The sequence below is a fragment of the Aquidulcibacter sp. genome (genome assembly GCF_049239865.1).
Lineage (GTDB): Bacteria > Pseudomonadota > Alphaproteobacteria > Caulobacterales > Aquidulcibacteraceae > Aquidulcibacter.
The window spans coordinates 35,445-51,108 of record NZ_JBMLTR010000077.1 but is presented as its reverse complement, the minus strand read 5'-3'; the positions used below and the strand labels follow the sequence as shown (position 1 = coordinate 51,108).

The following is a 15,664-nucleotide window of genomic DNA, read 5'->3' as shown; positions in this document are numbered from 1 at the left end:
AGGACATGGACGCCTATGTGAAGGGCGTAATGGAGAAGGTCAGTCTCGATCTCAAGGAGCCGAATCTGGAGTGGGTGGCGGTCAACCATTATGATACGGATCAGCCCCATTCACACGTCATGATGCGGGGCAAAAGGGCCAATGGCCAAGATCTTGTTTTACCCAGATCGTATGTCAGTCACGGCCTACGAGAACGCGCGCAGGAGCAGGCTCAAGCCGTTCTAGGGGACAGTAGCCGCAGCGACGCAGAGAGAGGTCTATTCAACCGAAGTACAGCCAATCGCTGGACTGATATCGATATCCGGCTAACAGCCCTTGCCAAGAGCCATGACGGGCTTTTGCCTAAGGCGGAGCTTGGGCGTCGCGACACCGTAGGAGCGCTTGTGCGCGCCCGTGTAGGGCATTTGGAGAGCCTTGGACTGGCGAATAAGTCTAATCGCGGGGTTTCCTTTGCGGCTGATTTGAAGGCTCGCTTAGACGCCCTGCAGAAGTCGCAAGATATCATGCGTTCGCATTGGGAAGAGAAGCGGGTCGGTGCGGCTCTAACATCGCAAAAGGACCAAGCGGCTCAGCAGGGTCAAACCAACTTCAAGCGGGGCGCTCTAAACCTAGACCGTCTCACGCCTCACGATGTCGAGCTAGCGCGGTTGGGCCAGCTTCGAGGCGACAAAGACGCGGGTGGCTTGCGTGGTGATCCAGATCTTGGGGCACGTGCCGAATTCCTGATCAGCAAGGGTTACGGTATTTGCCAAGGCGAAGGCATCGGCTTCAAGCCTGACGCTTGGGCAAAGCTGCGCGATGCTGACGTTGCTCATGCGCTCGAGAAGGAGCTGGGCATTCCGGGCCGGGCAATCTCGCAAGGCCTAAGCGAGGGTGTTGTAATTGGCACCATCACGACGTCCTTAGGCCAGCAGACTGTTATCGATCGCGGGGTCGGGATTGCGATTGCTCCTGTCAGCAGCGGGCAGGAACTGGCCATGGGTCATGTGATTGGCGCAGGGCTTGAGCGCTAAAGCAAAACAAAAAGCAGTAAAACTGCATATCAAAAAGGCGCAAAACTGTTGCCAACTGATGCCCGCGAATTGCGTTTAGTTGGTATCGATACGGTATCGGCAACTTTTTTCCGGGGCGCTTCGATCCGCTAACCCCTTGTTTTAATGGTGGAGCCAAGGGGAGTCGAACCCCTGACCTCTTGAATGCCATTCAAGCGCTCTACCAACTGAGCTATGGCCCCATCTGGTTTGGATGTTTTGGTCCAAACGGATCGAGTTGTGGGCTCCACCGAACCCACAAGAGCGCCGCGTATAGACGTCTCGGCGGAGGGGATCAAGACGGGCGTCGCAGCGGCGCTGCAGCAAGCGGCGTGCGCGATCGCCACCAGCCTGCATTTCCCGCAATAGAGGTGTCAGAAACGCAAAAGGCCTGCCCTAGCCACATAAAGCGGTGAGGGCAGGCCTTTTTCAATCGCTGCGCGCCGGCGCAGGCAGCGCGGGCTTTAGGTCTTAGCGGGGGTCGACGTCATCATCGTCTGGACCAGGGATATCGCCCAGATCGTCGTCGATTAGGTCTTCGTCATCTTCCAAGAACGGCACTTCATCATCGCCGGCGGTTGGATCATCATCGTCCAATTCCTGCTCAGAGAAGCCTTCGGGCACATCTGCGCCGCCGGTGCCTTGGTTGATCGGGTCGGATTCTTCATCGTCATCGAGTTCGAGTGGGGCTTGATCGACGGCGGCTGCATCGAGCTCTGCCGTGACTTCTTCATGCTCCATTTCGTCCTCGTCCATATCGGGATCGATGACTTTTGCGGGTGCGTCTTCGTCGTCTTCTTCCGCGGCCGCAGCCAACTTGGGATCGAACGCGGTCAGACGTGCTTTGGCGCGACGGGCTTTGACGGCCTCATCATCGGGATCAAACACATTTGCACACTTGGGGCACTCTGCAGGCCGCTTGTGTAAGTCATAAAATTTTGCGCCGCAGGCGGGGCACAATTGTTTTTCGCCAAGGTCAATTTTAGGCACTGTTGGGGCTCCACTGGCCGATCGCCACATTGGGAAGGTAATCTAAGGGCGCAGCGCTTGCCACGTTAGAGGGACGCTGTCAAAACCTATGCTGCAGTCCAATGTATTTAGGCAGAAGATTGCGCGCGCAACTGGCCCAAAACATCGAAGAAAGTGGGGAAAGTTTTCGAGGTACAGGCAGGGTCCTCAATCGTTACCCCTTCATTGGCCAAACCCGCAATCGCCAGCGACATCGCCATACGGTGGTCGTCATAAGTGGCGACTTGAGCAGGCTGGAGTTTGGCAGGCCGGATTAGCAGGCCGTCTTGGCGTTCGTCCAAATCCGCACCCATGGCGCGCAATTGGGTGGCCATGGCCTTTACCCGGTCAGTCTCCTTCCAGCGCATGTGCTCAACTCCGGTAATCAGGACGGGGCTGGACGCATTCGAAGCGATGGCGGCGAGCGTGGGTGCTGTGTCGGAGATCGCATTCATATTGATCTCAAGGCCGTGGAGTTGGGCGGGGCCGGTCACGGTCAGGCCGTCAGCACTTTCTTCCACCTTCGCGCCCATGCCGGCCAAGGCATCGACAAAGAGCGCATCGCCTTGCAGCGCTTGCCGCGACAGCCCGGGGACGGTCACGCGCCCGCCGGTGACGGCGGCAGCGGCAAAGAAATAGGACGCGCTCGACGCATCAGGCTCTACCTGATAGCGCGCTTTGGCTTGATAGGTTTGGCCGGCGGCCACCCGCAATCTCTGCGGCTCTGGTCGCTCAACTTCAACGCCCCAATCGGCCATCATGTCGATGGTCATGGCGATATAGGGTTCAGAAACGATCGGGCCGGTCAGCACAAGGTCGGTATCCGCATTGGCAAAGGGGGCGACCATCAAGGCGGCGCTGACCTGTTGGCTAGAACGCTGCGGGTCCAACTCTAGACGGCCACCAGGAAGGCCAGAGCCCACAAGGCTTAGCGGGAAGTGGCCCGGCGTGCCTTCAAAGCTGATTTCAGCGCCTTGGGCCTTTAAGACATCTAATAAGTCGCCCATCGGCCGCTTGCGCATGGCGGCCACCCCGTCAAACCTTACAGGGGCTAGGCCAAGGGCGCTTAAAGCGAGCAGGAAGCGGGCGGCTGTGCCCGCATTGCCGACGAATAAGTCTGCTGCCCCGCCTTTGGGCGCGGGTAATTGACCGCCACAACCCGCGACTTCGAAGGTTGCTGCCTCTGGATCGTGGGAGACGTCAAAGCCCAAAGCGTTCAGGCAACTGGCGAAAATCCGCGTGTCGTCACTGTCGAGCGCGCCAGTCAAAACTGATTGGCCTTGTGCTAGAGCCGCCAGCAGCAAGGCCCGATTATTAATGCTCTTGGAACCTGGAACCGTCACGGTGCCGCGGGCAGGGGCTTTGAAGCTGGGGATGAACAAGGTTTCCATAAGCGCTTCTTAAAGTCGTGGGCACACAAAATAAAGGCGCATTGCGGCATGCGTGCTTTGCTAAAGCGAGTTCAGGCTCATCGGGTTGCATTTGCTGTTTGGCAGCAGCGGACAAGCTTGATAGGACCACGCCGGAAACCAAGCACCCCAATTCCTAGCCAACGGGCACCCTACATATGATTATTGCTGTCGATGGCCCCTTGGCTGCTGGAAAGGGTACAATCTCTAAGGCATTGGCTGCGCTTTATGGCCTGCCTCATATGGACACAGGCAAGCTCTATCGGGGCGTGGCCTATCGTCTCCTGTCTGCTGGTCACGCACCGCAGGATGCTGATACCGCAGCTGAGGTGGCGCGGAACTTGTCGATGGACGGGATTGAGGATGCAGATTTGCGCACCGCCCAAGTCGGTGCGGCGGCTTCCGTGGTAGCGGCCAACCAAGCTGTGCGGCAAGCTTTGTTCGACCTTCAACGCAATTTTGCTTTGCAAACCGGTGGGGCTGTCCTCGATGGCCGCGATATTGGCACGGTGGTATGCCCTGAAGCCGACATCAAGCTGTATGTCTCGGCCAGCCCAGAAGAGCGCGCGCGGCGCCGCCAGATGGAACTGGAAGCCCTCGGGGAAGTTATCTCCTTTGAGACGATGTTGGCCCAAACCCTCGAACGAGACGCCCGAGATTCAGGGCGTGCTGACGCCCCTTTACGGCCCGCTGAAGACTCCCACTTGCTCGATACGACTGGTCTGAGTATAGAGGCGGCTGTGGATAAAGCCCGATTGATCGTGGAACAGGTGCGTTTGGCCAAAAGCTAGACAAGCTTTCCTCGAAATTCCAACAATCGTGTGATCCACGTTTAACATGCTAAAATGATGCGTTGTAAGACGCGAGGCCCGAAGGCCGCAGGACCTTTCGGGCAAGACCGCCGGAGCCAACCGGCAGGCCTGCTTTCATCTATTCGGAGACTGATACACACATGAGCGACATGCTCCTTAACCCGAGCCGGGACGATTTCTCGGCACTACTAGAAGAATCCTTTGGTGCCCGTGGTGGCTTGACCGAAGGCAAAGTCATTTCCGCAACCGTTGTCTCGATCGAAAACGATTTCGTTCTGGTCGACATTGGTTTGAAGACCGAAGGCCGCATTCCAGTGCGCGAATTTGGTCTTGAAGGTTCGTCCTTGAAGGTCAATGACACTGTTGAAGTTTACCTCGACCGGATTGAGAACGCGCTTGGTGAAGCCGTTGTCAGCCGCGAGAAGGCCCGCCGTGAAGAGGCTTGGGGCCGTCTTGAGAAGCTGTTTGCAACCGGCGAGTCGGTTGATGGTGCGATTGTTGGCCGCGTGAAGGGTGGCTTCACGGTTGACCTCGGTGGCGCAAACGCCTTCTTGCCAGGTTCGCAAGTCGACATCCGCCCCGTGCGCGACGTCGGTCCTTTGATGAATATCGTCCAGCCTTTCTGCATCCTGAAAATGGATCGCCCACGTGGCAACATCGTTGTTTCGCGTCGTTCGATCCTCGAACTCGACCGTGCGGAAGCCCGCACCGAGATCGTTGCCGGTCTGGCCGAAGGCGAAATCCGCGACGGCGTTGTCAAGAACATCACCGATTACGGTGCGTTCGTGGACTTGGGCGGCGTCGACGGTCTGTTGCACGTTACCGACATGAGCTGGAAGCGTATCAGCCACCCAAGCCAAGTGCTGAACGTGGGCGACACGGTTCAAGTTCAGATCGTCAAGATCAACCCAGACACCCAGCGTATCTCCTTGGGCATGAAGCAATTGCTGTCCGATCCTTGGGATGGTGCTGAAGCCAAATATCCAGTTGGTGCACGTTGTTCGGGCGTCATCACCAACATCACCGATTATGGTGCGTTCGTGGAACTGGAATCTGGCGTTGAAGGCTTGGTCCACGTGTCCGAAATGTCTTGGACCAAGAAAAACTTGCATCCTTCCAAGATCGTCAATCCAGGCGATCCAGTCGACGTGATCGTGATCGATGTGGATGGCGACAAGCGCCGCATCTCGCTGGGCATGAAGCAAGCTCAACCCAATCCTTGGGATGCGTTTGTCACGGAATTCCCAGTTGGCTCGACGCTCACTGGCGAAATCAAGAACATCACCGAATTCGGTCTGTTCGTGGGCGTCAATGAAGAGTTGGACGGCATGGTTCACATGTCGGACATCGACTGGAACCAAGCTGGCGAAGAAGCCATCAAGAACTACAAGCGCGGCGACATGGTCGAAGCCAAGGTTCTCGATGTGGACGTTGAGAAAGAGCGTATTTCGCTCGGCATCAAACAAGTCTCGTCTGATCCATTTGCAACCGAGACCTTGAAGCGCGGCCAAACCGTGACTTGCACCGTGACCGAAATTGCTTCGGGCGGTATCGAAGTCTCGATCGGTCCAGACAACATCATGAAAGCTTTTGTTCGCAAGTCGGACATCTCGCGTGATCGTGCAGAACAGCGTCCAGAACGCTATGCTGTCGGTGACCGCGTTGATGCCGTCGTGACGGCAATCGACAAAGCAACGCGTAAAGTCTCGGTTTCGATCAAGGCGCTTGAAATGGCTGAAGAAAAAGAAGCCATTAGCCAATTCGGATCGTCCGACTCCGGCGCATCTTTGGGCGATATCCTTGGCGCAGCACTGCGTCAGAAGGAACAAAACGACTAAACTTGATTGTGGTGATCCAAGATCACCCCAAGCAAATGCAGCTTTTAAGAAAGGCCAGAGCGTTGCTCTGGCCTTTTTTGTTTTCGGTCAAAGACAAATTTCCTTAAGAAGGCTTGCGCATAAGTGGTTTTTTGCTGTTATATGGTCGCAATAAAGTTTAACTGGGGGGCAGACCCATATGTTGCGATCTGAACTTGTTGCTAAATTAGCTACCGAGAATCCGCATCTATTTCATGGGGATGTCGAACGTGTGGTCGATACCGTGCTGGAAGAGATCACCAAGGCATTGGAAAAAGGCGACCGCGTCGAATTGCGCGGGTTCGGAGCATTTTCCGTGCGTTCCCGCGGGGCACGTCAGGGTCGCAACCCACGCACGGGCGAAGGCGTGGCCGTGGATGCCAAGCACGCACCATTCTTTAAAGCGGGTAAGGAATTGCGCGCCCGCTTAAACGGTGGCGTCGATCCCGGCGAATAAGCTTGGGCGCGCAGCTATCCTGGCGCGTTTGCCCGCTCACCTTTTCGATTTTTCCCTCATCAGAGCGCGGCGGACCCTCAAGCTGGGTGCGCCGCTTCGTGCTAATAGTGCGTAGAAGGATTTCAACATGAGCATCGCCGATGAATTCAAAGCCTTTATCTCTGGCGGAAATGTCATTGACCTCGCCGTTGGTGTGGTCATCGGTGCCGCTTTCGGCAAGATTGTTGCAGCCTTTGTCGACAAGGTGATTATGCCGGTCGTCGGTCTCTTGACTGGCGGCGTTGATCTGGCCGGCATGAAGATCGTGCTGCAGGCGGCTGACGAGGCGGCCAAGAAGGCAGAAGTCGCCATCGGCTATGGCGATGTGTTGGCTGCGACCTTGAACTTCGTGATTGTCGGCTTTGTCCTGTTCTTGGTCGTGAAAGCTTACAATCGGGTCAAAGCACCAGCGCCTGCACCAGCCGCACCAGCCGGGCCTAGCCAAGAAGAGCTTTTGGCCGAAATTCGCGACCTGTTGAAAAAGCAAAGCTGAGGTCGGAAGCCCATTTGCCGCAGTGCGTGCTTTTGCTTTGTAGCTGAACGCTCTACATGAGCATTTATGCGCCTTGCTGAAGCCAAAATTTGTGGATTGTCTGACCGCCAAACCGTGGGCGACGCCTTGGCCCAAGGTGCCGCTTTCATTGGTTTTGTGACCTTTCCCAAGAGCCCGCGCCATATTCTGCCAGCCGATGCCAAGCCGCTTGCGAAAATGGCCGCTGGCATGGCGCGGACGGTGTCGGTTGTGGTTGATCCAGATGACGCCTTGGTCGATCAAGTGGTGGCTGATCTTGGGCCGGATTTTCTGCAATTGCAGGGCAAAGAGAGCCCAGAGCGTTGCGCCGCGATCAAGGCGCGCGGCGTCGGCATCATTCGCGCCTTTGGTATTTCTGAGCGTCAAGACCTAGAGCAAATCAAGCCCTATCTCGGCATCGTCGATTATCTTTTATTCGACGCTAAGGCGCCCAAGGGTGCCGACCGCCCAGGTGGGCTCGGCCATGTGTTTGATTGGACAATCTTGCAAGGCTTTCAAAGCCCTGTGCCGTGGTTCCTGTCGGGCGGACTGAACCCTGAAAATGTGGCGGAAGCCGTGCGGCAGACCGGTGCACCTTTGGTGGATGTCTCCTCTGGCGTTGAGCGCGCGCCAGGCTTAAAGGATAGCGCACGGATCGCCAGCTTCATGCAAGCTTTGAACGACTGAGAATGGATCACTAAACAAGATGGACGCACGTAATTCCTGGGGTTCCTATCCCGACGCGCAAGGCCGCTTTGGCCAATTTGGCGGTCGCTTTGTCGCTGAAACCCTGATGCCCAATATCTTGGCGCTGCAGCAAGCCTATGAGGATGCTAAGGCCGATCCCAGCTTTCAGGAGACCTTAGACGTCTTCTTGCGCGACTATGTGGGCCGTCCCAGCCCACTATATTTCGCTGAGCGTCTCACCGACCATTTCGGCGGCGCGAAAATCTATTTTAAGCGTGATGAACTCAATCATACCGGTGCCCATAAGATCAATAATTGCATGGGCCAGATTTTCTTGGCCATGCGCATGGGCAAAACGCGCATCATCGCGGAAACCGGTGCGGGTCAACATGGCGTGGCTACGGCTACTGTCTGCGCCCGCTTTGGCCTGCCTTGCATCGTCTATATGGGCGCGACGGATGTCGAGCGGCAAAGCCCGAATGTGTTCCGCATGAAGCTGTTGGGTGCCGAAGTACGCCCCGTGGATGCAGGCACCGCCACGCTCAAAGACGCGATGAATGAAGCCCTGCGCGACTGGGTCACCAATGTGAAGGACACCTTCTACATCATTGGGACGGTTGCTGGTCCACACCCCTATCCACAATTGGTCCGTGACTTCCAGTCCGTGATTGGCCGCGAAACCAAGCAGCAAATGCTGGAACGCGAAGGCCGTCTGCCGGACGCTTTGGTGGCCTGCATTGGCGGTGGTTCAAATGCCATTGGTCTGTTCCATCCCTTCCTTGAAGACGAAAGCGTCAAAATTTATGGCGTGGAGGCAGCAGGCCATGGCATTGAAACGGGTCAGCACGCAGCCGCTTTGACGGGCGGACGTCCCGGCGTTTTGCATGGCAACCGTACCTATCTTTTGCAAAATGACGATGGCCAGATCATTGACGCCCACTCCATCTCGGCAGGCCTCGATTATCCAGGCGTCGGGCCCGAGCATGCGTTCTTAAAGGATACGGGCCGGGCCACCTATTTGTCGGCCACCGACGATGAAGCCCTCGAAGCTTTCCAGCTTTGTGCACGTCTCGAAGGGATATTGCCTGCTTTGGAGCCGTCGCACGCTTTGGCCCGCGTGGGCGAGATCGCGAAAGACGTCGGCAAGGGTGGTATTGTGGTGATGAACCTCTGTGGTCGCGGTGACAAAGACATTTTCACCATCGCCAATGCTTTAGGGGCGAAGATCTAATGCCAGTCGGACGCCTTTCTAACGCTTTTGCGTGCGCCAAAGCTGAAAACCGAGCGGCCTTGGTGGCCTATGTTATGGCTGGAGACCCATCCCTAGAGGTCTGCGCCGCCATTCTCGACGCGTTGCCGAAAGCAGGCGTGGATGTGATCGAATTGGGCTTTCCCTTTACAGATCCGATGGCCGATGGCCCCTCGATTCAGCGTGCAGGCATTCGCGCCCTGAAAAATGGCACGACTTTGCGTAAGACCATGGCTTTGGTTGAGCAGTTTCGCAAGAACCATCCAGAGACGCCTTTGATCGTGATGGGATATCTCAATCCCGTTGAGACCATGGGCTATGACGCCTTCGCCCGTCATGCCGCCGAAGTGGGCATTGATGGGGCCATCATTGTGGACGCCCCACCTGAAGAAGATGCCGAGTTGCGCGCCGCGATGCAGGCCAGCGATCTGGCTTTGATCCGTCTCGCCACACCCACCACGGACGCCAAGCGCTTGCCTGCAGTCGTCGCGGGCGTCAGCGGCTTTGTCTATTATGTTTCCGTGGCCGGCATCACTGGCGATAAGGCGATTGAGACGGCAGATATCGCCGAAGCCGTCGCCGCCGTGCGTGAGGCCTCAGGCCTACCTGTTGCCGTCGGCTTTGGCATCAAGACGCCAGAAGCTGCCGCCCGCACCGCAAAAATCGCCGATGGCGTGGTGGTTGGCTCAGCGCTAGTTGACGTGATTGCCAGCGCACATGAAACTGGTGGTGACGTTGCGCAAGCCGCCGCCGCCTTTTGTCAGTCCTTGTCGCAAGCCATTGCGCAAGCCCGCTAGGAGCCACACGCATGAACAGCTGGATCGACCGTATCCGTCCGGGCATCAATAAGCTTCTGCAAAAGCGGGAAACGCCCGACAATTTGTGGGTCAAGGACCCCGATAGTGGCGAAATGCTCTATCGGGTTGATCTAGAAAATAGCCAATGGGTCACGCCTTCGGGTCGGCATATGCGGATCGGGCCAGAGCTTCGCTTCCGTTATTTGTTCGATGGCGAAAGCTGGCTGGCCATCGACACGCCGAAAGTGGTTGAAGACCCGCTGAAGTTCAAAGACGACAAGCGCTATGTCGATCGCTTGAAAGATGCGCGCGCCAAGACAGGTCGCGATGATGCGATGGCGATTGGCTATGGCAAAGTCGGCGGCAGTCATGCCGTGGCCTTGGTGCAGGACTTTAACTTCATGGGAGGCTCACTCGGCATGGCCGCAGGCGAGTCCTTCATCAAGGCAGCCGAAGAAGCGCTAGAGCGCAAATGTCCGTTGATCTGCTTTACGGCTGCAGGTGGTGCGCGCATGCAAGAAGGGATTTTGTCCCTGATGCAAATGCCACGCACGACTTTGGCCATTGATGCCCTGCGCCGTGCAGGTCTGCCCTATATCGTCGTGCTGACAGACCCCACCACCGGCGGCGTCACGGCCAGCTATGCGATGCTCGGCGATATTCACATCGCAGAGCCAGGTGCCTTGATCGGCTTTGCCGGCCAGCGCGTGATTGAGCAAACCATTCGCCAGAAACTGCCGCCGGGCTTCCAACGCTCTGAATATTTGTTGGAACATGGCATGGTCGACATCGTGGTGGATCGCCGCGAACTTAAAGCCACTCTGGCACGCATTTTGGGTTTGTTGCGGGCTTAATCGGCTTGCAGTTGGATCCGATTAATTGATATAGAAATATATCATTTGAATGGATCAACGCCGAAGTGGACCTAGCCCTTTTCACGCTCTTACATCTTCTCGTCTTCGTCTATTGGTTGGGCGGAGATTTGGGCGTGTTTTACAGCTCGACCATTTTGACCAATGCCAAGCAATCGTCGGCAGCGCGCATCGCGGCCGCGCAAGTTCTCGCGCAAGTCGATATGGCACCGCGGACGGCGATGATCCTGACCTTGCCAACGGGCCTGACCCTGGCGGCGCTGAAGGGGTGGCTGGTGTTGGGGCCTGTCAGCCTTGCGCTGATTTGGATGGCTGGCTTGATTTGGCTTACGCTCGCTTGGGTGCTGCATGTCCGTCATTTAGGCCCGACCTCCAGTGCGCGCCGAGCGGACCTTTTCATTCGTTGGACTGTCATCGCGGCCTTAGCCGTGCTGGCGCTCGATCTTTGGCCTAATGCACCGGGTTTGCCTCTATTCTTGAAGATCAAATGCGCGATCCTTGCCGCGACCATCCTCTGCGGATTGTTGATCCGCCGCGCCTTAGTTCGTTTTGGCCCAGCGTTTGGCCGTCTGGTGCAAGAAGGGGCTAGCGCGGAAGTCGATACAGAGATCGCCCGGGCCTTGGATGAGAGCCGCCCACTGGTCGTCACGATTTGGCTACTCTTGCTGGCCGCCGCCTTTTTGGGCTTAGCTAAACCGCTTTAAAGGATCCTGATCATGGCTGAACCTGCTCCCATCCACCTGGCTCTGGCCGACCGTCTGGCTCAGCTGATTGGGGCAGATTATGTCGCGCGCGACGAAGATACCCGCAGGGCCATGAGCGAGGATGTTTTCAGCCAAGGCGGTGTGGCAGGCTTGGTCGTCGCGCCCGCCACCACTGAAGAATTAGCGCAAGTTTTAGAGGCAGCTCATCAAGCAGGGGCCATCATCGTGCCGCGTGGTGGCGGCATGAGCTATACGTCAGGCTTTGTCACCGATCAGGCCGGAGCCGTCGTCATCGACATGCGGCGGATGGATCAGATCATCTCGGTCAGTCCCGAAGACATGCTGGTGACGCTACAAGCGGGTGCGACTTGGGCCGCTCTGCAGGCAGCTGTTGCCCCGCATGGCCTACGCACCCCGTTCTGGGGGCCTTTGTCTGGCATAAGCTCTACCATTGGCGGCGGTCTGTCACAATTGAATGCCTTTTTTGGCGCTGGCATTTGGGGCACGACGTCGGAAAGCGTCACGTGCATCACGGTAGTGCTGGCTGATGGCAGCATCTTGCGGACCGGCAGCGCGGGGACCACGGGCGGCAGCCCCTTCTTTAAACATTATGGACCGGACCTCACGGGCCTCTTTTGTGGGGATTGTGGTGCTCTGGGGATCAAAGCGGAGATCACCTTGCGCCTGATCCCGGCCCCATCGCATGAGGCGCACTTAAGCTTTGCGATGCCAGATCTGGTCACAACTGCGCGCGCGACAGCCGCGCTCGCCCGTACCAATCTGGCCAGTGAAGTCTGCGCCTTTGATCCCAATCTCGCCAAAATCCGCATGCGGCGCGCCAGTCTGTTGCAGGACGTCAAGACCCTGGCAGCGGTCATTGGTGCGCAGAAAAACATGTTTGAAGGGGTCAAGCAGGGTGCCAAAATGGCCTTGGCCGGGCGCGGCTTCATGGATGATGCGGGCTATACGTTGCACGTCATCACCGAGGGGGCGTCTCAAGCCCAAGTCGAAGAATCGGCTCGAACTTTGCGCGACCTGATCAAGGGTCAAAGGGGTCGGGAAATTGAAAACACCATTCCCAAGGCGATGCGCGCAGCACCCTTTACGCCGCTCAACAATATTCTGGGTCCAGACGGCGAGCGCTGGGTGCCCATCCATGGCATTGTGCCGCTGTCACAGGGAGAGGCCTGCTGGCAGGCGCTGGATGACTTATTTGCCGCCTATGGTCAGGACTTTGAGGCGCGGGGCATGACGAGTGGTTATCTGGTCACGACAATTAGCACCACTGGCTTCTTGATTGAGCCTGTCTTCTTCTGGCCCGACGCCCGCTATGGCATTCACGAGACAACGCTGGAGCCTTCTTACTTGGCGAAGGTGCCAAAGCTCCCGGCCAATGCCGACAATGCGGCCTTGGTGGATGAAGTGCGTGGCAAGATCCTCGATATCTTCGAGCGCTTTGGCGCAACGCACTTCCAAATCGGCCGCACCTATCGGTTTGCCCAAACGCGTGAGTCGGTGACTTGGGCGCTTCTCAAGGCGATTAAGGCCCACCTTGATCCAGATCATCGCATGAACCCCGGGGTATTGGGCCTATGAGCACACGCGACCTAGACGTTAAAAATCCACGCACGGGCCGAGTCGATCTTACGATTGAGGCGGCAGACGAAAGCGCCGTTCAGGCCTTGGCATCACAGGCTCGTGCCGCCCAGAAAGCTTGGAATGCTTTGGGCCTTGAAGGCCGCGCGCAAGCGCTCTTGGCTCTACAGGCGGCCATTTCCCGCCATTTTGACCCCATCCACGCCGCGCTGGCCGACGATACGGGGCGGAGCAAGATTGCCCGGCGTGAGATTGAAGGTGCCTTGGCAAGTTTAGGCGGTTGGGCCGCTCAAGCGCCGCATCTGTTGCCGACGGCTTGGACCGATGGGCGCTTTGATCCGCGCATGGCCCATGCGACGCAATGGGTGCCTTATGCGCTGGTTGGGGTTATCAGCCCATGGAATTTTCCGCTGACCTTATCGATGATCGACACCATCCCCGCCCTATTGGCAGGATGCAGTGTCATCATCAAACCGTCGGAAGTGACCCCACGTTTTGCTGCGCCCTTGCGCGCCGCAATTGCTGAGGTCCCCGCCCTCGAAGGTGTCCTTCAACTGGTGTTGGGGGATGGGGCGACGGGTATGGCCTTGATCAATGCCGTGGACGCCATCTGCTTTACTGGTTCTGTCGCCACCGGCAAGAAGGTTGCCGTCCAAGCCGCAGGCCGCCTGATCCCATCCTTCTTGGAACTGGGCGGCAAAGACCCTCTAATCATCACCGAGACAGCTGATCTGGACCGCGCCGTTACAGCGGCATTACGCGGATCAGTGTTGTCGACAGGCCAAGCCTGCCAATCGATTGAGCGCATCTATGTGGCGCGCACATTCTATGACGATTTTGTCGGGCGTTTGGTGGTGGCGGCCAAAGCGGCGCGCTTGAACCAGCCAGACCGCCAAGTGGGCGAAATTGGGCCGATGATATTTGGCAAACAGGCCGATACCATCGCCACCCAATTGGCCGATGCGGTCGCCAAAGGCGCGAAGATTCTGACCGGGGGTGTGGTGGAACATCATTTGGGCGGTGATTGGATCGCGCCCACGGTGGTTGTGGATGTGGACCACGACATGGCCCTCATGCGCGAGGAAACCTTTGGACCTGTCATGCCTGTGATGGCCTTTGATACGGTCGAAGAGGCAATAGGCCTGGCCAATGATAGCGAGTATGGTCTATCCGCCGCTGTGATCGCTGGCACCTTAGAAGAGGCCGAAGCCATCGGCCGCCAGATTGAGGCGGGTGCCATCAGTTTGAATGATGCAGCTTTGACGAGCCAATTTTATGAAGCGGAAAAGCAGAGCTTTAAAGCCAGCGGCCTTGGAGGCTCTCGCATGGGGCCTGCTGGCTTCCAACGCTTCTGCCGTCGGAAAGCCTTGATCGCCAATAGGGGTGACGTGACGCCTTTGAGTGCTTATTCTGAAGAGACGTGACACTACTCCCAAGCAAAGAAGGAAATACCCCATGCAAGACCCCGTCGTCATCGTTGGTTTGGCCCGCACGCCCATGGGTGGGCTGTTGGGGGAGTTGAGCAGCTTTAGCGCCAATGAGTTGGGTGCGGTCGCCGTCAAGGCCGCGATGGCCGAAGCAGGCGTGGCGGGCGAAGATGTCGACTGGATCTTGATGGGCAATGTATTGCCGGCGGGCCAAGGCCAAGCCCCCGCCAGGCAAGCGGCCTTGAAAGCGGGTCTGCCTTTAAGCGTTGAGGCGACGACGCTAAACAAGATGTGCGGATCTGGCATGCAGGCCACAATCATGGCGGCCAATGCGATCAAAGCAGGCGAAGCCAAAATTGTCATCGCGGGTGGGATGGAGAGCATGTCCAACGCCCCTCATTTGATGAAAACCCACCGAGGCGGCATGAAATATGGCCATGACCGCATCTTTGATCATATGGCGCTGGATGGCTTGGAAGATGCTTATGAAGGCAAGCCAATGGGCTTTTATGCCGATCAAGTCGCGGGCGAGTATCAATTCACCCGCGAAGCCCAAGATGCTTATGCGCTGGAGACGTTAAAGCGTGCCCAAGCAGCCACCGCTTCAGGGGCCTTTGCCCGCGAAATCGCACCCGTCACCGTCAGTGGGCGCGGGGTCGACACCGTGGTCGACCGCGACGAGCTGCCTGCTAAAGCCCGGCCAGACAAAATCCCCAGCTTGAAGCCGGCCTTTACCAAGGATGGTACGGTGACGGCGGCCAATGCGTCCGCGATTTCAGACGGGGCGTCTGCCCTGGTCCTGATGGCAAAATCTGAAGCCGAGGCGCGCGGCCTGAAAATCCTGGCCGAAATTGTTTCAAGTGCCGCCCACGCGCACGAGCCCGCCTATTTCACCACCGCCCCCGTCAAAGCCATGCAAAAGGCTCTGACCAAGGCTGGCTGGTCGATGGCCGATGTCGATCTGGTCGAGATCAATGAGGCATTCGCTATTGTGCCGATGATCGCCATGAAGGATTTGGGCATTCCCCATGAGAAGGTGAATGTGAATGGCGGGGCATGTGCCTTGGGTCATCCGATTGGCTCGTCTGGGTCGCGCATCATTGCGACTTTGATTGCAGCGATGGAGGCGCGCGGGGCCAAGCGTGGGCTGGCCAGCTTGTGCATTGGCGGGGGTGAAGCCACCGCCATCTGCCTTCAACGCACCTAAAT

At 57.5% G+C, this 15,664-nt stretch carries 14 protein-coding genes, 1 tRNA gene and 1 pseudogene; 13 read left to right on the top strand and 3 right to left on the bottom strand.

The features are described from left to right. A pseudogene (locus ACOVRA_RS05530) lies at positions 1 to 1,013 on the top strand (hypothetical protein); the annotation flags it as partial. Positions 1,014 to 1,158: 145 nt separating this feature from the next. Here the strand turns inward: ACOVRA_RS05530 and ACOVRA_RS05525 are convergent. The 3 genes from ACOVRA_RS05525 to aroA form a co-directional block, all read right to left on the bottom strand. Then, positions 1,159 to 1,234 (bottom strand) — tRNA-Ala (locus tag ACOVRA_RS05525). A gap of 268 nt (positions 1,235 to 1,502) precedes the next feature. Beyond that, the gene (locus ACOVRA_RS05520; RefSeq protein WP_298227094.1) at positions 1,503 to 2,051 is read right to left on the bottom strand and encodes a TIGR02300 family protein; all 549 of its coding nucleotides are present in this window, start codon (positions 2,049 to 2,051) and stop codon (positions 1,503 to 1,505) included. Between the two features lie 77 nt (positions 2,052 to 2,128). Continuing rightward, a complete protein-coding gene (gene aroA / locus ACOVRA_RS05515) occupies positions 2,129 to 3,430 on the bottom strand; it encodes a 3-phosphoshikimate 1-carboxyvinyltransferase (RefSeq protein ID WP_421719425.1) in 1,302 nt (433 codons plus the stop codon). A gap of 176 nt (positions 3,431 to 3,606) precedes the next feature. On the opposite strand from aroA, the gene cmk reads away from it, so the two are divergent. The 12 genes from cmk to ACOVRA_RS05455 all read left to right on the top strand — a co-directional run bounded on the left by cmk (position 3,607) and on the right by ACOVRA_RS05455 (position 15,662). Then, positions 3,607 to 4,239, top strand: coding sequence for a (d)CMP kinase (cmk, locus tag ACOVRA_RS05510; RefSeq protein WP_290802602.1), 633 nt, complete (start codon positions 3,607 to 3,609; stop codon positions 4,237 to 4,239). Positions 4,240 to 4,400: 161 nt separating this feature from the next. Continuing rightward, positions 4,401 to 6,098, top strand: coding sequence for a 30S ribosomal protein S1 (gene rpsA, locus ACOVRA_RS05505; RefSeq protein WP_421719424.1), 1,698 nt, complete (start codon positions 4,401 to 4,403; stop codon positions 6,096 to 6,098). 178 nt (positions 6,099 to 6,276) lie between these two features. Further along, on the top strand, positions 6,277 to 6,573 hold the full coding sequence (ihfB, locus tag ACOVRA_RS05500) for an integration host factor subunit beta (RefSeq protein ID WP_290802608.1): 297 nt from the start codon (positions 6,277 to 6,279) through the stop codon (positions 6,571 to 6,573). Positions 6,574 to 6,700: 127 nt separating this feature from the next. Next, positions 6,701 to 7,105 carry a large-conductance mechanosensitive channel protein MscL gene (gene mscL, locus ACOVRA_RS05495; protein ID WP_290802610.1) on the top strand — a complete coding sequence of 135 codons (405 nt, stop codon included), beginning with the start codon at positions 6,701 to 6,703 and terminating at the stop codon, positions 7,103 to 7,105. A gap of 66 nt (positions 7,106 to 7,171) precedes the next feature. Then, complete coding sequence (locus tag ACOVRA_RS05490) at positions 7,172 to 7,810, top strand: phosphoribosylanthranilate isomerase (RefSeq protein WP_421719423.1); 639 nt, start codon at positions 7,172 to 7,174, stop codon at positions 7,808 to 7,810. A 19-nt stretch (positions 7,811 to 7,829) separates the two neighbouring features. Further along, positions 7,830 to 9,041 (top strand): tryptophan synthase subunit beta, encoded by a 1,212-nt coding sequence (gene trpB / locus ACOVRA_RS05485; RefSeq protein ID WP_290802616.1) that lies wholly within the window; start codon positions 7,830 to 7,832, stop codon positions 9,039 to 9,041. Next, positions 9,041 to 9,856 carry a tryptophan synthase subunit alpha gene (gene trpA / locus ACOVRA_RS05480; protein ID WP_421719422.1) on the top strand — a complete coding sequence of 272 codons (816 nt, stop codon included), beginning with the start codon at positions 9,041 to 9,043 and terminating at the stop codon, positions 9,854 to 9,856. Before trpB ends, trpA begins: the two co-directional genes overlap by 1 nt. 11 nt (positions 9,857 to 9,867) lie before the next feature. Next, positions 9,868 to 10,710, top strand: a complete 843-nt coding sequence (gene accD, locus ACOVRA_RS05475) for an acetyl-CoA carboxylase, carboxyltransferase subunit beta (protein ID WP_290802622.1) — start codon at positions 9,868 to 9,870, stop codon at positions 10,708 to 10,710. Positions 10,711 to 10,775: 65 nt separating this feature from the next. Then, positions 10,776 to 11,432: a hypothetical protein gene (locus tag ACOVRA_RS05470; protein WP_298227074.1), complete on the top strand. Its 657-nt coding sequence runs from the start codon at positions 10,776 to 10,778 to the stop codon at positions 11,430 to 11,432. Positions 11,433 to 11,444: 12 nt separating this feature from the next. Then, positions 11,445 to 13,028, top strand: a complete 1,584-nt coding sequence (locus ACOVRA_RS05465; RefSeq protein WP_421719421.1) for an FAD-binding oxidoreductase — start codon at positions 11,445 to 11,447, stop codon at positions 13,026 to 13,028. After that, complete coding sequence (locus ACOVRA_RS05460) at positions 13,025 to 14,452, top strand: aldehyde dehydrogenase family protein (RefSeq protein ID WP_421719420.1); 1,428 nt, start codon at positions 13,025 to 13,027, stop codon at positions 14,450 to 14,452. Before ACOVRA_RS05465 ends, ACOVRA_RS05460 begins: the two co-directional genes overlap by 4 nt. Positions 14,453 to 14,483: 31 nt before the next feature. After that, positions 14,484 to 15,662, top strand: a complete 1,179-nt coding sequence (locus ACOVRA_RS05455) for a thiolase family protein (RefSeq protein ID WP_421719419.1) — start codon at positions 14,484 to 14,486, stop codon at positions 15,660 to 15,662. Positions 15,663 to 15,664 lie beyond the last annotated feature (2 nt).